General features: G+C 73.4%; 20 protein-coding genes and 1 tRNA gene. 12 read left to right on the top strand and 9 right to left on the bottom strand.

The annotated features are described in order from the left end of the window. The first annotated feature begins 28 nt into the window (after positions 1-28). A complete protein-coding gene (locus ACSHWO_RS06055; RefSeq protein WP_385804775.1) occupies positions 29-1,195 on the top strand; it encodes an aminotransferase class V-fold PLP-dependent enzyme in 1,167 nt (388 codons plus the stop codon). Here ACSHWO_RS06055 and cobF read toward each other — a convergent pair. Continuing rightward, the gene (gene cobF, locus ACSHWO_RS06050) at positions 1,182-1,934 is read right to left on the bottom strand and encodes a precorrin-6A synthase (deacetylating) (protein WP_438310339.1); all 753 of its coding nucleotides are present in this window, start codon (positions 1,932-1,934) and stop codon (positions 1,182-1,184) included. The two genes, ACSHWO_RS06055 and cobF, sit on opposite strands and share 14 nt — an antisense overlap. Positions 1,935-1,952: 18 nt before the next feature. On the opposite strand from cobF, the gene ACSHWO_RS06045 reads away from it, so the two are divergent. The 4 genes from ACSHWO_RS06045 to ACSHWO_RS06030 are packed head-to-tail and all read left to right on the top strand — an operon-like array spanning position 1,953 to position 5,294. Next, positions 1,953-2,708, top strand: a complete 756-nt coding sequence (locus ACSHWO_RS06045) for a (Fe-S)-binding protein (protein WP_438310338.1) — start codon at positions 1,953-1,955, stop codon at positions 2,706-2,708. Then, entirely contained in the window at positions 2,705-4,222 is a 1,518-nt protein-coding gene (locus tag ACSHWO_RS06040; RefSeq protein ID WP_438310337.1) for a lactate utilization protein B, read from the top strand. The genes ACSHWO_RS06045 and ACSHWO_RS06040 overlap by 4 nt, the downstream gene beginning before the upstream one ends. Continuing rightward, positions 4,219-4,890, top strand: a complete 672-nt coding sequence (locus ACSHWO_RS06035) for a LutC/YkgG family protein (RefSeq protein WP_438310336.1) — start codon at positions 4,219-4,221, stop codon at positions 4,888-4,890. Before ACSHWO_RS06040 ends, ACSHWO_RS06035 begins: the two co-directional genes overlap by 4 nt. Positions 4,891-4,895: 5 nt before the next feature. Beyond that, positions 4,896-5,294: a VOC family protein gene (locus tag ACSHWO_RS06030; protein WP_438310335.1), complete on the top strand. Its 399-nt coding sequence runs from the start codon at positions 4,896-4,898 to the stop codon at positions 5,292-5,294. Here the strand turns inward: ACSHWO_RS06030 and ACSHWO_RS06025 are convergent. Continuing rightward, positions 5,291-5,860 (bottom strand): DUF309 domain-containing protein, encoded by a 570-nt coding sequence (locus tag ACSHWO_RS06025; protein WP_438310334.1) that lies wholly within the window; start codon positions 5,858-5,860, stop codon positions 5,291-5,293. The genes ACSHWO_RS06030 and ACSHWO_RS06025 overlap by 4 nt on opposite strands. Positions 5,861-5,978: 118 nt before the next feature. Between ACSHWO_RS06025 and ACSHWO_RS06020 the strand changes: the two genes are divergently transcribed. After that, positions 5,979-6,055 (top strand) — tRNA-Pro (locus ACSHWO_RS06020). A 473-nt stretch (positions 6,056-6,528) separates the two neighbouring features. Here ACSHWO_RS06020 and ACSHWO_RS06015 read toward each other — a convergent pair. From ACSHWO_RS06015 to rpmB, 4 genes are all read right to left on the bottom strand, one after another. Further along, positions 6,529-7,701 carry a GTP-binding protein gene (locus ACSHWO_RS06015; protein WP_438310333.1) on the bottom strand — a complete coding sequence of 391 codons (1,173 nt, stop codon included), beginning with the start codon at positions 7,699-7,701 and terminating at the stop codon, positions 6,529-6,531. Between the two features lie 4 nt (positions 7,702-7,705). After that, on the bottom strand, positions 7,706-7,876 hold the full coding sequence (gene rpmF, locus ACSHWO_RS06010; RefSeq protein ID WP_385804764.1) for a 50S ribosomal protein L32: 171 nt from the start codon (positions 7,874-7,876) through the stop codon (positions 7,706-7,708). Positions 7,877-8,066: 190 nt separating this feature from the next. After that, positions 8,067-8,372, bottom strand: a complete 306-nt coding sequence (gene rpsN, locus ACSHWO_RS06005) for a 30S ribosomal protein S14 (RefSeq protein WP_438310332.1) — start codon at positions 8,370-8,372, stop codon at positions 8,067-8,069. After that, a complete protein-coding gene (rpmB, locus tag ACSHWO_RS06000; protein WP_385804760.1) occupies positions 8,372-8,608 on the bottom strand; it encodes a 50S ribosomal protein L28 in 237 nt (78 codons plus the stop codon). Before rpmB ends, rpsN begins: the two co-directional genes overlap by 1 nt. A 66-nt stretch (positions 8,609-8,674) precedes the next feature. On the opposite strand from rpmB, the gene rpmG reads away from it, so the two are divergent. From rpmG to rpsR, 4 genes are all read left to right on the top strand, one after another. Next, positions 8,675-8,839 (top strand): 50S ribosomal protein L33, encoded by a 165-nt coding sequence (gene rpmG, locus ACSHWO_RS05995; protein WP_037929581.1) that lies wholly within the window; start codon positions 8,675-8,677, stop codon positions 8,837-8,839. A gap of 40 nt (positions 8,840-8,879) precedes the next feature. After that, a complete protein-coding gene (locus tag ACSHWO_RS05990) occupies positions 8,880-9,125 on the top strand; it encodes a type B 50S ribosomal protein L31 (protein WP_393830677.1) in 246 nt (81 codons plus the stop codon). Further along, positions 9,125-10,276 carry a CobW family GTP-binding protein gene (locus ACSHWO_RS05985; protein WP_438310331.1) on the top strand — a complete coding sequence of 384 codons (1,152 nt, stop codon included), beginning with the start codon at positions 9,125-9,127 and terminating at the stop codon, positions 10,274-10,276. The genes ACSHWO_RS05990 and ACSHWO_RS05985 overlap by 1 nt, the downstream gene beginning before the upstream one ends. A 71-nt stretch (positions 10,277-10,347) precedes the next feature. Next, the gene (gene rpsR / locus ACSHWO_RS05980; protein ID WP_438310330.1) at positions 10,348-10,584 is read left to right on the top strand and encodes a 30S ribosomal protein S18; all 237 of its coding nucleotides are present in this window, start codon (positions 10,348-10,350) and stop codon (positions 10,582-10,584) included. Between the two features lie 450 nt (positions 10,585-11,034). Here rpsR and ACSHWO_RS05975 read toward each other — a convergent pair whose 3' ends face one another. Next, positions 11,035-12,183 (bottom strand): PP2C family protein-serine/threonine phosphatase, encoded by a 1,149-nt coding sequence (locus tag ACSHWO_RS05975; RefSeq protein WP_438310329.1) that lies wholly within the window; start codon positions 12,181-12,183, stop codon positions 11,035-11,037. A gap of 425 nt (positions 12,184-12,608) precedes the next feature. On the opposite strand from ACSHWO_RS05975, the gene ACSHWO_RS05970 reads away from it, so the two are divergent. Continuing rightward, positions 12,609-13,892: a phosphatase PAP2 family protein gene (locus ACSHWO_RS05970; protein ID WP_438318949.1), complete on the top strand. Its 1,284-nt coding sequence runs from the start codon at positions 12,609-12,611 to the stop codon at positions 13,890-13,892. Positions 13,893-13,944: 52 nt separating this feature from the next. Here the strand turns inward: ACSHWO_RS05970 and ACSHWO_RS05965 are convergent, their stop codons facing one another. Continuing rightward, the gene (locus tag ACSHWO_RS05965) at positions 13,945-14,970 is read right to left on the bottom strand and encodes a phytase (RefSeq protein WP_438310328.1); all 1,026 of its coding nucleotides are present in this window, start codon (positions 14,968-14,970) and stop codon (positions 13,945-13,947) included. 37 nt (positions 14,971-15,007) lie between these two features. Continuing rightward, on the bottom strand, positions 15,008-15,676 hold the full coding sequence (locus tag ACSHWO_RS05960) for a TetR/AcrR family transcriptional regulator (protein ID WP_438310327.1): 669 nt from the start codon (positions 15,674-15,676) through the stop codon (positions 15,008-15,010). Between the two features lie 79 nt (positions 15,677-15,755). Here ACSHWO_RS05960 and ACSHWO_RS05955 point away from each other — a divergent pair, with 79 nt between their 5' ends. Further along, a complete protein-coding gene (locus tag ACSHWO_RS05955) occupies positions 15,756-17,420 on the top strand; it encodes an FAD-binding oxidoreductase (RefSeq protein WP_438310326.1) in 1,665 nt (554 codons plus the stop codon). Positions 17,421-17,445 lie beyond the last annotated feature (25 nt).

Raw genomic sequence — 17,445 nt, 5'->3', positions numbered from 1 at the left:
ACCGCACCGTCCACTCCGCGGAGGATCCGTGACCCAGCCGACCAGCGACGCACCGCACGCCGCCCCGTCCGTGTTCCCCGGCGGGCCCGGGCTGTTCCGACTGGACCCGGGCGTCGCCCACCTCAACCACGGTTCGTTCGGCGCCGTCCCCGTCCCGGTCCAGGAGGCCCAGGCCGCACTGCGCGACGAGGCGCACGCCGACCCCGACGCCTTCTTCATCGGCGCCCCCGACCGGATCGCCGCCGCCCGCACCCGGATCGCCGCCCACCTGGCGTCCGACCCCGACGGCATCGCGTTCATCTCCAACGCCACCGAGGGCGCCAACCTCGCCCTCGCCGCCGTCCCGCTGGCCGACGGCGACGAGATCCTGGTCACCGACCACGGCTACGGCACCGTCACCGCGGCCGCCGCCCGCCGGGCCCCCGTCACCACCGTGGCCCTGGACCCGACCCTGCCCGACGAGGACGCCGTCCGCGAGACCGTCCTCGCCGCCCTGACCCCCCGGACGAAGGTGGCCGTACTCGACCACATCAGCTCGCCCACCGCCCGGGTCCTCGCCACGCCCCGGCTGCTCGCCGACCTCGCCGCGCGCGGGATCACCACCGTCGTCGACGGCGCCCACGCCCCCGGCATGCTCGCCGACCCGCTCGCCGTCGGCGCCGACTTCTGGTTCGGCAACCTGCACAAGTGGGGCTACGCCCCCTCCGGCAGCGCCGTCCTCGCCGTCGCCCCCGCCCACCGCAGCCGGATCCGCGCATTGGTCCCCTCCTGGGAGGACCCGCACGGCTTCCCCCGCTCCGTCGAGAACCGGGCCACCGCCGACTACACCGGCTGGCTCGCCGCCCCCGAGGGCCTGGACCTCCTGCAGCGGCTCGACCCCGCCAAGGCCCGGGCCCACAACGCCGCGCTCGCCGGCTACGGCGCGGAGCTCCTCGCCGGACTCCCCGGCATCACCCCGCTGCCGTACACCGAGGGCCTGGCGATGCGCTCGCTGCGGCTGCCGGCCGGGCTGGCGGGCACCCCGGACGAGGCCCGCGCCCTGCGCGAGCGGATCGCGGCCGAACAGGGCATCCGGGTGCTGATCTGGCCGTGGCCGGGCGGCGGCGGCCTCCGCGTGTGCGGGCAGCTGTACAACCGCCCGGAGGAATACGAACGCCTCGCCGCCGTCCTGCCCCGCTACCTCAGCCGCGCCTGAGCAGGTACGTGTCCATGATCCAGCCCTTGCGGGCGCGGGCCTCGGTCCGCAGCTCCTCGATCCGGCCGGAGACCTCCGCCAGCCTGCCCTGCACCAGGATCTCGTCCGGGGTGCCGACGTAGGCGCCCCAGTAGATGTACAGGTCCTGATCCAGGTGGGCCGTGAAGGCGTGCCGCGCGTCCAGCATCACCACCACGTCGTCCGCGTCCGCGGGCCAGCCCTCGGCCAGCCGACGCCCGGTGGTGATCTGGACCGGCCGCCCCACCCGGTTCAGGGTGGTGCGGTGCCGGGCCAGCAGCGCGGAGATGCTGCTGACGCCGGGCACCACCTCGTGCTCGAAGGTCACCCGCCCCCGCTCCAGCACCTCGTCGAGGATCGCGAGGGTGGAGTCGTACAGCGAGGGGTCGCCCCACACCAGGAACGCGCCGGTCTCGCCGTCCGCGAGGTCCTCGGCGACGAACCGCTCGAAGATCTCCGCCCGCGCGCTGCGCCAACCGTCGACCGTCGGCGCGTACGCGGCCGGGGTCCGGTCCCGGTCCGGGTCCCGGCCCTCCACGATCCGGTGCCCGGGGCGGGCGTGCGCGGCGAGCATCTCGCGCCGCAGCCCCGTCAGGTCCGCCTTCTCCTCGCCCTTCTCCAGGATGAGGAACGCGTCCGCCGCGCCGATCGCCCTGACCGCCTGCAGGGTCAGGTGGTCAGGGTCGCCCGCGCCTATGCCGATCACTGAGAACTTCTTCACGCGGCTATTCTGCCTTCCGTGCGTGCCGCCCTGTTCGTCACCTGCGTCAACGACGCGCTGTACCCCCGCACCGGGACCGCCGTCGTGCGCCTGCTGGAGCGGCTCGGCGTCGAGGTGGACTTCCCCGCGGCCCAGAGCTGCTGCGGGCAGCCCCCGTACAACACCGGCTACCGGCGCGAGAGCGAACCCCTGCTGCGGCGCACCGCCGAGGCCTTCGCCGGCCACCGCTACGTCGTCACCCCCTCCGGCTCCTGCGCCGCGATGATCCGCACCCACTACCCGCGCATCGGCCGCCTCGCGGAGCGGGAGGGCCGCGGCCCCGGGACGGCCCGGCTCGCCGAGGACCTCGCCCCGCGCGTGTACGAGCTCACCGAGTTCCTCGTCGACGTGCTCGGCGTGACCGACGTCGGCGCCTACTTCCCGCACACCGTCACCTACCACCCCTCCTGCCACGGCCTGCGCGGCCTCGGGCTGGGGGACCGGCCGCGCCGGCTGCTCGCCGCCGTCAAGGGCCTGGAACTGGTCGAACTGCCCGGCGCCGAGGAGTGCTGCGGCTTCGGCGGCACCTTCGCCGTGAAGAACCCCGACGTGTCCGCGGCCATGGGCGCCGACAAGGCCGCCGCCGCGGCGGCCACCGGCGCGCAGGTGCTCTGCGGCGGCGACAACTCCTGCCTGGCCCACCTCGACGGCGTCCTGCGCCGCCGCGGCACCGCGCTGCGCACCCTGCACCTCGCCGAGATCCTGGCCTCGACGGAGGAGGACCCCCTCGTATGACGGGCACGTTCGTCGGCATGCCGGCCTTCCCACCGTTCCCGCCCTTTCCCGCTGCCGCGCGCGAGGCCGTCCGGGACGAGGTGCTGCGCGCCAACCTGCGGCACGCCACGCACACCATCCGCGCCAAGCGGGCCCGCGCCGTCGCCGAACTCGCCGACTGGGAGCGGCTCCGCGCCGCCGGCAAGGCGATCAAGGACCACACGCTGCGCCACCTCGACCACTACCTCCTCCAGCTGGAGGAGTCCGTCACGGCCGCGGGCGGCACCGTCCACTGGGCGGCCGACGCGGCGGAGGCCAACCGGATCGTCACCGACCTGGTCCTCGCCACCGGCGAACGGGAGGTGGTCAAGGTGAAGTCGATGGCCACCCAGGAGATCGGCCTCAACGAGGCCCTGGAGGCCGCCGGGATCGCCGCCTACGAGACCGACCTCGCCGAGCTCATCGTGCAGCTCGGCCGGGACCGCCCCTCCCACATCCTGGTCCCCGCCATCCACCGCAACCGCGCCGAGATCCGCGAGCTGTTCGCCCGGGAGATGGGCCGCTGGGGCCGCCCCGCCCCCGACGGCCTCGGCGACGACCCGCGCGAACTCGCCGAGGCCGCCCGCCGCCACCTGCGCGAGAAGTTCCTGCGCGGCGGGGTCGCCGTCTCCGGCGCCAACTTCATGGTCGCCGAGACCGGCACCATGGTCGTCCTGGAGTCCGAGGGCAACGGCCGGATGTGCCTCACCCTCCCCGACACCCTGATCTCGGTGGTGGGCATCGAGAAGGTCGTGCCGACCTTCCGCGACCTGGAGGTCTTCCTCCAGACGCTGCCGCGCTCCTCCACCGCCGAGCGCATGAACCCGTACACCACCATGTGGACCGGCACCACGGACGGCGACGGCCCGTCCGCCTTCCACCTGGTCCTCCTCGACAACGGCCGCACCGACGCCCTCGCCGACGAGGTGGGCCGCCAGGCACTGCGCTGCATCCGCTGCTCGGCCTGCCTGAACGTCTGCCCCGTCTACGAACGCGCCGGCGGCCACGCCTACGGCTCCGTCTACCCCGGCCCCATCGGGGCCGTCCTCAGCCCCCAACTGCGGGGCACCGGCAGCGCGATCGACGCCTCGCTGCCCTACGCATCCACCCTGTGCGGGGCCTGCTACGAGGTGTGCCCCGTCGCCATCGACATCCCGGAGATCCTCGTCCACCTGCGCGAACGGGTGGTCCAGGGCGGCCCGGTGACCCGTGGGGGCGTCCGTGTGCGGCTCCGGCCCGCACACGGCCACACCGCCGAGCGGGCCGCCATGCGCGCGGCCCGCCTCCTCCTGGACCGCCCGGGCGCGCTGCGCGCCGGGGAACGCCTGCTGGCACGGGCCCGGCGCATCCGGCCGCGCCGACTGCCGGGGCCGGGGCGGGCCTGGACCGACAGCCGCGAGCTGCCGCAGCCGCCGCCCGAGCCCTTCCGCGACTGGTGGGCCCGGGAACGCGGCGACCGCACCCCGGGCGGCCGGGACCGAGGGGGCCTGGCATGACCAGCAGGGACCGCATCCTGGGCCGCATCCGCCGGGCGGTCGCCGCCGACCTCGGCCGGCCGGGCGTCCCGGACCGACCCCGCCCGACCGAGGACCCCGTCCCGCGGGACTACCTGCGCGTCCACGCCGCCCGCAGCCGCGCCGAGAGCACCGACCTGCTCGCCGCGAACCTCACCGAGTACCGGGCCCTGGTCCACCGCGCGGAGGAGGCCGCCCTGCCGGCCCTGCTGGCGGCGCTCCTGGCCGACCGGGGCGCCCGGACCGTCCTCGTACCGCCGGGCCTGCCCCCGCACTGGCTCGCCGCGGCCCGGCAGCAGCGTGTTCCCGACCTCGCACGGGCCACCCCGTACGAACTGGACGCCGTGGACAGCGTGGTGACCGGCTGCGCCCTCGCGATCGCCGAGACCGGGACGATCGTCCTGGACGGCGGTCCCGACCAGGGCCGGCGGCGCATCACCCTCGTCCCCGACCACCACGTCTGCGTGGTCCGCGTCCCCGGACAGCTGGTGGACTCCGTCCCCGAGGCGCTGGGGCGCCTCGACCCGGCGCGCCCGCTGACCTGGATCTCCGGCCCCTCCGCCACCAGCGACATCGAGCTCGACCGGGTGGAGGGCGTGCACGGCCCCCGGACCCTGGAGGTCGTCCTGATCACGCCCTCCGCACAATAGGAGGCATGTCCGCACGCATCGCCCTCACCGCACTCCTGGTCCGCGACTACGACGAGGCCATCGACTTCTACACCCGCGCGCTCGGCTTCACGCTCGTCGAGGACACCCCGCGCCCCGACGGGTCCCGCTGGGTCGTGGTCCGCCCGCAGGGCGCCACCGAATCCGCGCTGCTGCTGGCCCGCGCCAAGGACGGCGCCCAGCAGGACCGGGTCGGCGACCAGACCGGCGGCCGTGTCGGCTTCTTCCTCCACACCGACGACTTCGCCCGCGACCACGCCCGCATGACGAAGGAGGGCGTCCGCTTCATGGAGGAGCCGCGCCACGAACCGTACGGCTCGGTCGCGGTCTTCGAGGACCTGTACGGCAACCGCTGGGACCTCCTCCAGCCGGCCGGGGAGGCCTAACCGCCGGACCCCCCGGGAACATCGGGGAGGTCCGGCACGCCAGGGACATCAGGGATACCGAGGGCATCAGGGGCGTCCGGCGCGGCGGGGTCGTCCGGAAGCAGGCGCGGGGCCTCGGTCGCGGCGTCGACCGGTTCCCCGGCCTCGACCCGCCGGGCCAACTCCCGCGCCCAGGCCACCAGCCCCGGCACGTCGATCCCGTACGCCTCCGCCACCGGGGCGGGATCCAGGGCCCCGGCCCCGCGCCGCAGCAGCCGGGCCCCGCCCACGGCGTTCCCGCGGGCGGCATGGGTCAGGCCGACCGCCAGCTGTGCGAGCCCCCGCCACAGCGGCGCCTGCGGCGCGGGCCCCGACTTCCAGGCGTCCTCGAACACCTCGTGCGCGTGGAACGGCATCCCGGCGTCCAGCAGACGCTGCGCCTCCCCGACCGTTTCCGACGGCGTCCGCACCACCCCCTCGGGCTGGCGCGGCACGCCGGCCTCCCCGTAGGGCAGCGGCCGACCCAGCCCGTCCCGCGGCCGCGCGCTGCGCGCCCGCCCGGCGGCATCCCGATCCCGTCCGTCCATGCGGCCATCCTGCCCCGCGACGGATACCCGTGCATACGCACCCCTCAACGTGGGGTAATGTTCTGCATGTGCCGCCGGGACGGCAGAACCCCAAGTGGGAAGCCCCGCCGGAGCACATCGGGACGTGGCGCAGCTTGGTAGCGCACTTGACTGGGGGTCAAGGGGTCGCAGGTTCAAATCCTGTCGTCCCGACCACGCGGAAACGCAGGTCGGAGGCCGTTCTCTCAACCATGAGAGGACGGCCTTTCGTGCGTCCGGGACCATGGTGGTCGCCATGTGGTCGCACGTCCAGCCTGAGGCCGGTTGGCGGCGACACAGAAGGCCGGCGGCGCAGGGGAGCGCAGTCGGCCGAGGACTTCGCGGAGCCCACCCGCGGCTCGACCGGGTCTTCGGTGCCGTGATCGTTCCGGTGCCGGCGGGCGGCGTCGCCGAGGGCGCTGGAGAGGGTGGCCGGGCAGCGGTAGAGGGTGGTGCGGCAGCGTCCGGCGGCGAGCTGGCAGGTGACGAAGGCGGAGACGTGCCGCCATGGCGCCCACGGCGATGGCGCCGGGGACACGAGGTCGTACCCCGGTGCAGGTGGGGCCGGGCTGGGCGGTGCCGTGGCTGCGACCTCCCCCAAGCTCTCGGCTTCGCTCGAGCAGGGGGGACCCCCATCCCAGCCCGGAGTTTCAGGCTGCCTCTGCGGTGTGCTCGTGGACGTCGCAGGCGTCGTCGTTTCCGTACGTCCCCCACGCGGGGAACTCGTCACCGTCCGGTGCGGCTTCGTCCGGTGCGAGCAGGCAGGCGTCAAGCGCCGCCAGGAGGGCTGCGTGGCGCAGGCCCGTGCCGATGAAGACCAGTTCCTGGCCTTGGGCGGTGCCGGGTCCGCGGGTGCCGGAGGGTTCGAAGCGGGCCACGGCGCCCGCCTGGGACCACAGACCGGTCACCTGGGGGCGGCTGGCGAGCCAGAAGAAGCCCTTGGAACGCAGGATGCGCCCGAAGGTTCCGCTGTCGAGGCCCTTGGTGACGAACGTCCACAGCCTGCCGGGATGGAAGGCCGTGCCAGCGCGGAACACGACCGAGGAGACCCCGTACTCCTCGGTTTCGGGGATGTGGTCGCCGTTGAGCTCCTGCACCCAGCCCGGCGCCTGCTGAGCCTTCTCCACGTCGAACAGGCCAGTGCCCAGGACCTGTTCGAGGGCGACGTGCCCGCGCACGGCTGGCACGAGGCGGGCGGCCGGGTTCAGCCGGGTCAGTGCGGCCCGCAGGCGCGCGGCCTGGTCCGGCTTCACCAGATCGAGCTTGTTGAGGACGATGACGTCGGCGAACTCGACCTGGTCGACGAGCAGGTCACTGAGGGTGCGCTCGTCGTCCTCGTGCGCGGCGAGCCCGCGCGCGGCCAACTCGTCCCCGCCTTCCAGCTCGCGCAGGAAGTTCGCGGCGTCGACGACCGTCACCATCGTGTCCAGGCGGGCGAGATCACCGAGGGTGGCGCCGTCGTCCCGGGGGAAGGAGAAGGTGGCGGCCACCGGCATGGGCTCTGAGATACCGCTTGACTCGATGAGCAGGTAGTCGAAGCGGCCTTCGCGGGCGAGCCGGTCGACCTCCTCCAGCAGGTCGTCGCGCAGGGTGCAGCAGATGCACCCGTTGGTCATCTCGACCAGCCGCTCCTCGGTGCGGGAGAGCGCCGCCCCGCCGCCGCGCACGAGCGCGGCGTCGATGTTGACCTCGCTCATGTCATTGACGATCACCGCGACCCGGAGGCCTTCGCGGTTGCCGAGCACATGGTTGAGCAGGGTGGTCTTTCCCGCGCCCAGGAAGCCGGACAGTACCGTCACCGGCAGGCGGTCGTACGACGTCACGGACTCAGCCCTCGGGGCGGAGCAGGCCGCGCTCGTATGCCTTCACCAGGCGCTGCGGGACCTGGTAGACGGAGCCGTCGACGGTGACCGGCACCAGCTGGGGTGTGGTCGCCTTCCACCGGGCCCGGCGGTGACGGGTGTTGCTGCGGGACATCTTCCGCTTGGGAACGGCCATGTGAAGCTCCTCGCCTCGGTTGATTGCATGTTCCGCCGTGACGGCACGGCTGACTCGTGAGCCCGTGTACGGCACCCCGCGGAGCCCCCTTGCTTGCCCGTAGGGGTGCCGCACACGGACCGACGCACCCTAAACCGTAACGGTAATCATTTTCAATAGATGATTCCGGCGCGCGTGCGGCTGGTCTCGACTACCAGGACGACTTGGTGACTCCGGGCAGGAATCCCGCGTGCGCCTGCTGTCGCGCGCGTACGCGGGAGAGTCCGAACTTGCGCAGGTGGCCCCGGGGGCGGCCGTCCACGCTGTCGCGGTTGCGCACCCGGGTGGCGCTGGCGTTGCGCGGCTGCCGGCGCAGCTCGGCGAGGGCGGCGTCCCGGTCGGCCGTGCTGGAGGACGGCCGGCGGATGACCTCCTTGAGTTCGGCCCGCCGGGCGGCGTGCCGCTGGACGACCGCCTTGCGCTTCTCGTTCTGAGCGATCTTGCTCTTCTTCGCCATCAGACCTTCCCTCCTCGTGCGCGGATCCGGGCCACGGCCGCCTCGATGCCGATCGCGTCCACCGTCTTGATCGCCTTGGCGCTGAGCGTGAGGCGGACGTGGCGCCCCTCGCTGGGCAGCCAGTAGCGCTTGTGCTGGATGTTCGGGTCGAAGCGGCGCGAGGTGCGCCGGTGCGAGTGGGAGATGTTGTTGCCGAATCCCGGCTCGGCGCCGGTCAGTTGGCAGTGCGCTGACATGGGTCTGTCGCCTCTCTCGATGGCCGTGCATGTTGGTAATGGAAATCATTGTCATATACTGGCGCCATGGCACGCAACGAGATCCGCCCGATCATCAAGCTCCGCTCCACGGCGGGCACCGGATTCACCTACGTCACCCGCAAGAACCGGCGCAACGATCCCGACCGACTGGTGCTGCGCAAGTACGACCCCGTCGCCCGGCGCCACGTCGACTTCCGCGAAGAGCGCTGACCGCCCCCCAACCCCGCCCCACCGCCGAAAGGTTCCAGCCATGAAGCCCGGAATCCACCCCGCCTACGGCCCCGTCGTCTTCCGCGACACCGCCTCCGGCACCGCCTTCCTCACCCGCTCCACGATGACCAGCGACAAGACCGTCGACTGGGAGGACGGCAACACCTACCCGGTCGTCGACGTGGAGATCTCCTCCGCCAGCCACCCCTTCTACACGGGCACCGCGCGCGTCATGGACACCGCCGGCCGCGTCGAGAAGTTCGAGCGCCGCTACGGGGCCCGGTGATGGGCCACGAGCACCAGCTCCCCGTCGTGATCGTCGCCGGGATGCACTCCGAAGCCCGCAGGGAGGTCGTCGATCGCCTCCTGCGGACCGTTCCCGGGAGTGTGGCGCTGCACCACGACCTGTCCGCTGCGCCCGACGGCACCGTGCTCCGTCGGATCCGCGACGCCTCCGGCCCCCTCTCCAGCGGTGAGACGCCGCTGGTCAACGACTGTGCCTGCTGCGCCCTGCGCGAGGACCTCGTCCCGGAACTGGAGCGGATGGCGGACAGCGGGCTCACCCGGCTCGCCGTGGTCGAGCTGTGGGACTCGGTCGAACCGAAGGCCATGGCGGAGGTCGTCGCCGGGTACGGCGCGGACCGTCTGGTGGTGACGAACGTGATCACCGCCGTGGATCCCGCCCTCGTCCTGCCCTACCTCGCCAACGGTGACGACCTGGCCGAAGCCGGCCTTGCTGCGGCCCCCACCGACCAGCGGACCGTCGGCGACACCTGGGCCCGCCAACTGGAGTACGCGCCCGTCCTCGCCCTCGTCGACAGCGAGGGAGCCGACGACGAGGACCGGGCACTGCTCGCTCAACTGCACCCCACGGCACGGCGCGTACCGGCTGCTTCCGTCGACCTCGCCCGGGCCGCGTTCGCCGGGTTCGACGTCGAGGCGGCCGCAGCCGCGCAGCACCCGGCGTGTGCGCTACTGCCGCAGGCGGCGGACGATGCCGGCGTGACCACGCTGGTCTGGCACCGCCGACGGCCGTTCCATCCCGAGCGCCTGTACGAGGCGTTGGAGGACCTGTGCTGTGCGGCCGCCCGAAGCCGCGGCAGGTTCTGGCTCGCCGACCGCCCGGACACCCTCTTGACCTGGGACGCCGCGGGCGGCGCGCTGTGCGTCGAGAGCGCCGGGCCGTGGCTGGCGTCATTGCCCGACGCGGCGTGGGACTTGGTCCCCCCGATGCGGCGGGCCGCTGCGGCCCTGGACTGGCACCCCGAGCACGGCGACTGCTGCCAGCACCTGGTCTTCACCTCGCCGGGCCTTGACCGGGACGGGCTGGAACGGCTGCTCGACTCCTGCCTGTTGACGGACGCGGAGTACCTGCCGGGGCGCGAGGCCTGGAAGGACCTGCCCGCCGCCTTCGACTCCCTCCTCGACGCCGCCTGACCTCCGTACCCACCACCTGCTCACGGCCTCGTGCGGCCGTGAGCGAAACGCTCACCCAAGGAGACGCCGCCATGGCCCGACGCCCCGTTCCCCACAAACCGGTCAAGTCCCGGCCCAACCCGCTCGACGCCGCCGGGATCACCTACATCGACTACAAGGACACCGACCTGCTGCGGAAGTTCATCTCCGACCGCGGGAAGATCCGCAGCCGGCGCGTGACCCGGGTGACGGCCCAGCAGCAGCGGGCACTCGCCGCCGCCGTCAAGAACGCGCGCGGGATGGCCCTGCTGCCGTACGCCGGTCGCTGAAGGAAGCCCGGCGAGCGGTGATCGCGGGGGCCGCCAGGGCCTCCACCGGGTGGGCGAGCGGGAGTCGACCGGCGAGCCCGCGCCAGCAGAGGCGACGGCGGGGCGCTGACGTGCCCCCACGTCTCCGGGGCGGGCGGTGGTCGCAGCCACGGCACCGCCCGCCCCGGTATTCCTCGCATCGCATCCGACCGCCCTGGCCCTCACGCCGTCCAGAAGAAGACCGCCGTCATGCGCTTGTCCTCAAATCATGTGGGCGGTGTAGAGGAGCAGCCGGTTGTAGCGGTGCGGTACGCGGATGTTCGGTTCTGGCCGGACAGCGGGTCCGGACGGCGTCCACGTCGGGCAGCGCGTCGTCGGCAGCCGCAGCGGCGGCACCCGCGCTGACCAGGGGAAACGGTGCTTGGCGTGGGTCCCCGGCGGCGCGCTCGATCACATGGCGCGCAGCCTCGTTCACAGGGCCGGGTCGGAGGGCGGAGGGGTGGAGGCCGTGCGGCGGATGGCGACGAGGGCTGCGTCGTCGTCGAGGTGTGCGTGGACGTGGGCCAGGAGGTCGGCCTGGAGATGGCGGAGGAGTGTGTCGGGGTCGTCATTGGTCCACTGGGGTGCGCGCTCGGTGAACGGGTAGAAGAGTCCGTCGGTGTTGCGTGCCTCGATGACGCCATCGGTGTAGAGGAGGAGCAGGTCGCCGGCCTCGAACGGGAACGTCTGGACGTGGTAGTCGGCGAGGCCGAAGGCCCCTCCGAATCCGATCGGCAGGTGGCTGGCCTCGGCCACGAGCGGGATGAGCCGGTTTCCGCGGAGGATGACCGGTGGTGGGTGCCCGCAGCTGATGAGGTGGACGACCGGATCGTGGTCGGGGATGTCGAGCAGCACGGCGGTGGCGAAGTCCTCGACGGTGTCCTGCTCTGTCTGTGACCCCCACTGGCTGGTGTCCCAGCGGAACGCGGCGTCCAGGTGGACGGCGAGACGAGGAAGGGTGGCCTGCCGATGGGCGGCCGCCCGGAAGGCGCCGAGGAGCAGGGCGGTCTTGCTGATGGCGCCCAGACCGCTGCCGCGTACGTCGCCGATGAGCAGCCGGGTGCTGTGGTGGGTGGTGCGTGCGGCCGCGTACAGGTCTCCGCCCAGCTCGGCTTCCGCCTCGGCGGGGATGTACAGGCCGGCGATCCGCAGGGGGCCGGCGCGTGAGGGCAGCGGCTGCAGCAGCACTCTCTGGGCTGCCTCGGCCACCGACCGCACCTGGTGCAGCTGCTGCTCGCGCCGGTCCCGCAGCACGCAGACGGTGACGCAGACGGCCGAGACGACGATCAGGGCGGCGATCTGAGCCTGGATGTTGGCGGTGTCGAAGACTCCCCTGAGTACGCCGATCAGCACCTGGGCTGCTACCGCGAGAGCCCCCATCACCGCCGTCGTACGGGCCCCGCCGAACGCCACCGTGATCGCGGGCGCCGCCACGAGCAGTGGCCCGAGATGGATGTGCGGCGGGGCCAGTACATCCACGACGCAGACGGTGACGATCAGCCCGAGCGGGATCACCAGCAGCGCGGGCGCGTGCCCCGCCCGCCAGGAACGCCGGGCGTCCAGCCAAGCTCGAAGGGCCATGCCTCAAGCCTTCCATCTGCCTCTGCAAGGTGAGGACGCGGCACTCCGGGGGCCGCTGTCCGTGGCTGTGCGAGACGGGACGAGAACGCGAAGAGCGCCCGACTGCCTTGCCCCCCCCCGCAGCCACGTGGGCGCGGGGGCGGTGTACGCGCGGGCGATCTGGTCAGGACGTCGACCGTCGCGTGCAGGGCCCGGCCCGGCTCGGTGAGGTGTACTCGACACGTGGCGGCACAGTGGGGTCCGTGCATCCCGGGACGGTCCGCCGTCTTCGGGTCCGCCCCTACCCTCTCCGCTAGCATGTTCGAGTCAACGCTGACCAAGTTGAATCATGAACATCGGCTGAAGAATTGATATCTGCGGAACCGCGAGTGCTCTCGCGAACGGACGGGGGCACCGACTCCACCGCACGGCGCCGGCCGCGGGTCGTGCTGTGGGCCGCGGTGGGCACGGTGGCCCTCGGCTTCCTCATCGCCCTGGAGATCGCCGCGCGCGGCTACGGCGAGCCCGGTCCGATCACCGCCCAGGCGCGGGAGGTGATCTTCGCCCCCGCATCGGGCACGGTGCTGTACGCCAGCATGATGTTGATGCTGGTGGTGCTCACCTGGCGGCAGCGGTTCCTCGCGGTCGGCGCCGCGATCGCCATCGACCTGGTTTTTTGGCTCGTACGGTGGGCCGTCGGCGCCGAGATGATGTACGGCAACGGAGCGCTGTGGGTGACCCTGGCCTGCGCCGTGATCGCCGTGACGCGCCGCACCGGGCGGGAGCGCGTCCTGCTGCTCCAGGGCGTGGGGCTGGCCCTGCTGCTCGTGGCCGGCCGCAAGACCGGCTACACCTGGCTGCTGATCACGTCGAAGACCCGCCCGGTGGTGCTCGACCAGTACGTGGCCACCGCCGATCACGCCCTGGGCAATCCGTCATGGGTGGCGGGCCGGATCGTCGAGGCCACCGGCACGGTCGGCGCCCACGTCCTCGACTGGGTCTACGTCCAACTCGCGGTGGCCGCCGTCATCGTCGCCCTCTACCAGCTGCGCAACGTGGCGGTCGAACGCCGCTTCCCCGGCCACCACCTGGTGCGCACCTTCCTGGTGATCGGGCTGCTCGGGCCGGGTATCTACATGGTCTTCCCGGTGGTCGGCCCGATCTTCGCCTACGGCGCCGACGGCGGCCACTGGGCGCTCGCCGACCTGTGGCCGAACACGCCGTCGCCGGTCGGCACCCCGCAACCGATGCCCTTCGACGGGGTCACCCCGCGCAACTGCATGCCCAGCCTGCACACGGCATGGGCCACCGCGATCTTCCTGCATTCCCGCAGGGGCCCGCGGGCCCTGCGCTACCTGGGCACGTTCTGGCTGGTCAGCACGCTCGGTGCGACCCTTGGCTTCGGCTACCACTACGGCGCGGACATCGTCGCCGGCGTGGTGTTCACCCTCACGATCGACGCGGCGATGCGCTCGCTCGACCGCGGCTGGGACCGGGCGGGGGTCCAGCTGGTCTGCTACGGCGCCGCCGTGTTCGTCGGGCTCCTGGTGGCCTACCGCTACCTGTCGCAGGAGATGGCCGCACACCCGTGGGTGTTCGGGCCCCTGGTCCTGCTCGCGATGGCGTCGGTGGCCTACGGCTACGTACGCACCGGCAGGCGGGGGGAGCAGGGGACGGGGGCGGTGCGGCTGCCGGAACCGCGACGGGAGCGGCAGCCCGAACCGGTGTGAGGCGGGCGGCACGGGGTCGGGGCGCCGGCGCGGGTGCCGGCGCCCCGGGCCGTCAGCCGAGGTTCGCCGTGATGCGCTGGAGCGGGACGAACTTGAAGTTCTGGTTGCCGCTCGTGCCGGGAGAGCCGTTGGAGCCGTCCTGGCAGACGAAGACGCCCTGCGGGAAGGCCGGTCCGAGGTCGGCGGCGGTGGCGTCGATGCCGTCGGTGTCCTCGCAGTCGTCGGCGGCGGTGCCGTTCCCGACGGAGAAGCGGCCCAGGTAGGCGTGGCTGGTGCGGTCGTAGACCGTGAAGTCGTTGCTGCCCTGGGAGGAGACGAAGATCCGGTTCCCGGCGGCGGTGATGCCCTCGGTGTCCGCGGTGATGTGGCCGCCCGAGCCGGTGGAGTCGAGCCTGCTGCGGCCGGTTCCGGCGGTGGGCTCGGCGCCGTAGATCCAGACGCCGACGTCCTCCTCGCCGAGGTAGAGCTTGCCGGTGGTGTCGTCGGCGTAGCAGCCCTCGACGGCGGAGCCCGCGTCCCACAGACGGACCGAGGTCGCGGTCACGGCGTTCCCGCTGACAGCCAGCTCCCACTGCTCGACGCGGCCGGAGGTGGAGTTGGGGAACGCGTACAGCCTGCCCGAGACCGGCGAGGAGTACAGGCAGATGCCGTGCGCGGTGACCTCGGTGGGGACGTCCTTCAGCAAGGTCAGCTTCCGGGTGCCCGGGTCGATGCGGTACACGTGCATGGCGCCGTTGCCGCCGGCGGCCTCGTCGTCCGCCGAGACGACGATGTTGCCGCGCAGGTCGACGTTGTTGCCGTAGTCGCCGCTGATCCGCTGGATCCGCGCGCCGGTCATGTCGTAGACCTCCAGCGCGCCCTTCTTGTCGGTGGCGACGACCACGGACTTGGCGGGGTCGGTCGGGTGGACCCAGATCGCGGGGTCGTCCGCGGCGTCCCCGCTGTGCGAGACGGGCGCGGTCTCCACGGTCGCGGTGACGGAGGCGCCGGCCGCCTGCGCGGGCGCGGAGGGCATGAGCAGTGCGGCCAGGGCTGCGGCGGGGAGGGCCGCGCGGCGGACGGAGACGGTGACGGACACCGGGTTCCCTTCCGGTCGGGGGGTGGACAGGGGGAGGTTATGGTTCCCCAACGAGCCCTGGATGAACGCCACTTGAACCTGCGGTGAGGGCTGCGGCGGCCGCGAAGAGCCGGGCGCAGCGCTGCGTCATGGCCTCCGGGGACTGCTCCGGGTGCTTCACCCACCAGCGGACGAGGGTGGAGACCAGGTCCCGCCAGACGTACTTGAGCGCGTCGGCGTCCAGCGGGTCGGTGGATCCGGCCGCGCGCAGCACGTCGGCGGTGCCCTCGGCGGCGAACCGGTCGATCGGCGCGCGGTACTCCGCCGCACGGCGGGCGGCTTCGCCGTCCGCGGGCAGGGAGGGGTCGTAGAGGACGAACCAGGCCTCCCGCTGCCCCTCCAGGGCGGTGAAGACGCCGTGCAGGACGCGCAGTGGCGCGGGCGGTGCCGCCCCGGCGCCCGCCCCGTCCGGCTCCATCGCCGCCCGGACGGCGCCGAGGAGCCGGTCCCCGACGGGGGCCAGGCAAGCGGTGTAGAGCTCCTCCTTGGTGCCGAAGTACTGGTGCAGCAGCGTCTTGGTGACGCCGACCCGCGCCGCGATCGCGGCGAGCGAGGCCCCCGCGTAGCCGCTGGTGCCGAACTCCTCCGTGGCGGCGGCCAGGATCTGCCGCCGGCGCTGCTCCCGCGGGACGCCCTTGGTGCCGGCCTTCGAGGAAGGGGTTGCCATACCCCCATATTATCAGTAAGTAATTTACCGCTCGGTAAATTCGCTTCCGTCTCCTTCGACGACCCTTGGAGCGCATCCCATGGACGGCACCACGGGCATCACCCCCCGAACCACCGACACCGTCGCCGGCGGACGGCCGGCGTCCCGGACCCGCTCCTGGTGGGGGTGGGGCTGGGCCGACGCCCACCCCGCCGACGCCGAATGCGTCGCCATGGGCGCCCTGCTCCCCGGCACCCTCGCCCGTCCCCTGCCCGTCCCGCGCGTGCGCGACCTCGGCATCGGCAGCCCGGCCGTGCAGGCCCCGCCGAGCCTCGCGCACCTGGTCACCGCCGACCCCGCGGACCGCGCCGCGCACGCCATGGGCAAGGCCTACCGCGACGTCGTACGCGCCCTGCGCGGGCGGCCCGGACGGACGCCGGACCTCGTCGCCCGCCCCACGGACGACCGGGAGGTGGCCGACCTGCTGGACTGGGCCGGGGAGCGGGGGGTCGCGGTCCTCCCGTACGGCGGGGGCTCGTCCGTGACCGGCGGCGTCGAGTACCGGGGCGACGCCCACCGCGCCGTGCTGTCCCTCGACCTGACCGCCATGGGCAGCGTCCTGGAGGTGGACGCCGCCGGCCGGGCCGCCCGGATCCAGGCCGGGACGCTCGGCCCGAGCCTGGAGAACCAGCTGCGGCCCCACGGGCTGACGCTGCGCCACTTCCCGCAGAGCTTCGAGTTCTCCACCCTCGGCGGCTGGCTCGCCACCCGCGCCGGCGGCCACTACGCGACCGGCCGCACCCACATCGACGACTTCGTCCAGTCCCTGAACGTCGTGACCCCGGCCGGTACGAGCACCTCGTGGCGGCTGCCGGCCTCCGGTGCAGGGCCCTCGCCCGACCGGTTGTTCCTCGGCTCGGAAGGGGCGCTCGGCGTCATCACCGAGGCCTGGGTCCGCCTCCAGCGGCGTCCCGTCCACAAGGCGTCGGCCTCGGTGGCCTTCACCGACTTCCACGACGCGCTCCGCGCGGTGCAGGCCGTCGCGCAGTCCGACCTGGCCCCCGCCAACTGCCGCCTGCTGGACGCCGGTGAAGCCGGGCTCGCCGGCGCCGCGCAGGACGGGTCCGCCGTGCTCGTACTGGGCTTCGAATCCGCCGACGCGCCGGTCGCCGCCCTGCTCGACCGGGCCCTCGACCTGGCCCGCGCCCACGGCGGACGGCACGACGCGGTCCCGGCCGCCGGGGCCGCAGCAGCCGCGGGGGCCGGACCGGCCGTCGGTGCCGACGCCGCCGTCAGCGCCTGGCGGGCGGCCTTCCTGCGGATGCCGTACCTGCGCGACGGGCTGGCCCGGATGGGGGCCGTCGCGGAGACCTTCGAGACCGCGGCCACCTGGGACCGGATCCCCGGCCTGATCGAAGCGGTGCGCTCCGAGGTCGGCGCGGCGGCCCTCAAGGCCACCGGCCACCCCGCGACCGTCAACTGCCGGCTGACCCACGTCTACCCCGACGGCGTGGCGCCCTACTTCACCGTCCTCGCCGCCGGGCGGCCCGGGGACGAGGCCGCCGTCTGGGACGAGCTGAAGGCCGTCGCGAGCGAGGTCCTGCACCGCCACCGGGCCACCGTGACCCACCACCACGCCGTCGGCCGGGACCACCGCCCCCACTACGACCGCCAGCGCCCGGACCCCTTCGCCCTGGCCCTGCGCGCCGCGAAGGGCGCCCTCGACCCGCGGGGGATCCTGAACCCGGGCGTCCTCGTCGGCTGAGCCCGCGGTGACCGTCCCCGGCTTC

The organism is Streptomyces pallidus (ex Mingjun et al. 2026), from assembly GCF_051550185.1.
GTDB lineage: Bacteria > Actinomycetota > Actinomycetes > Streptomycetales > Streptomycetaceae > Streptomyces.
Note: the sequence above shows the minus strand (reverse complement) of the source record. Positions and strands in the feature narration are given on the sequence as shown.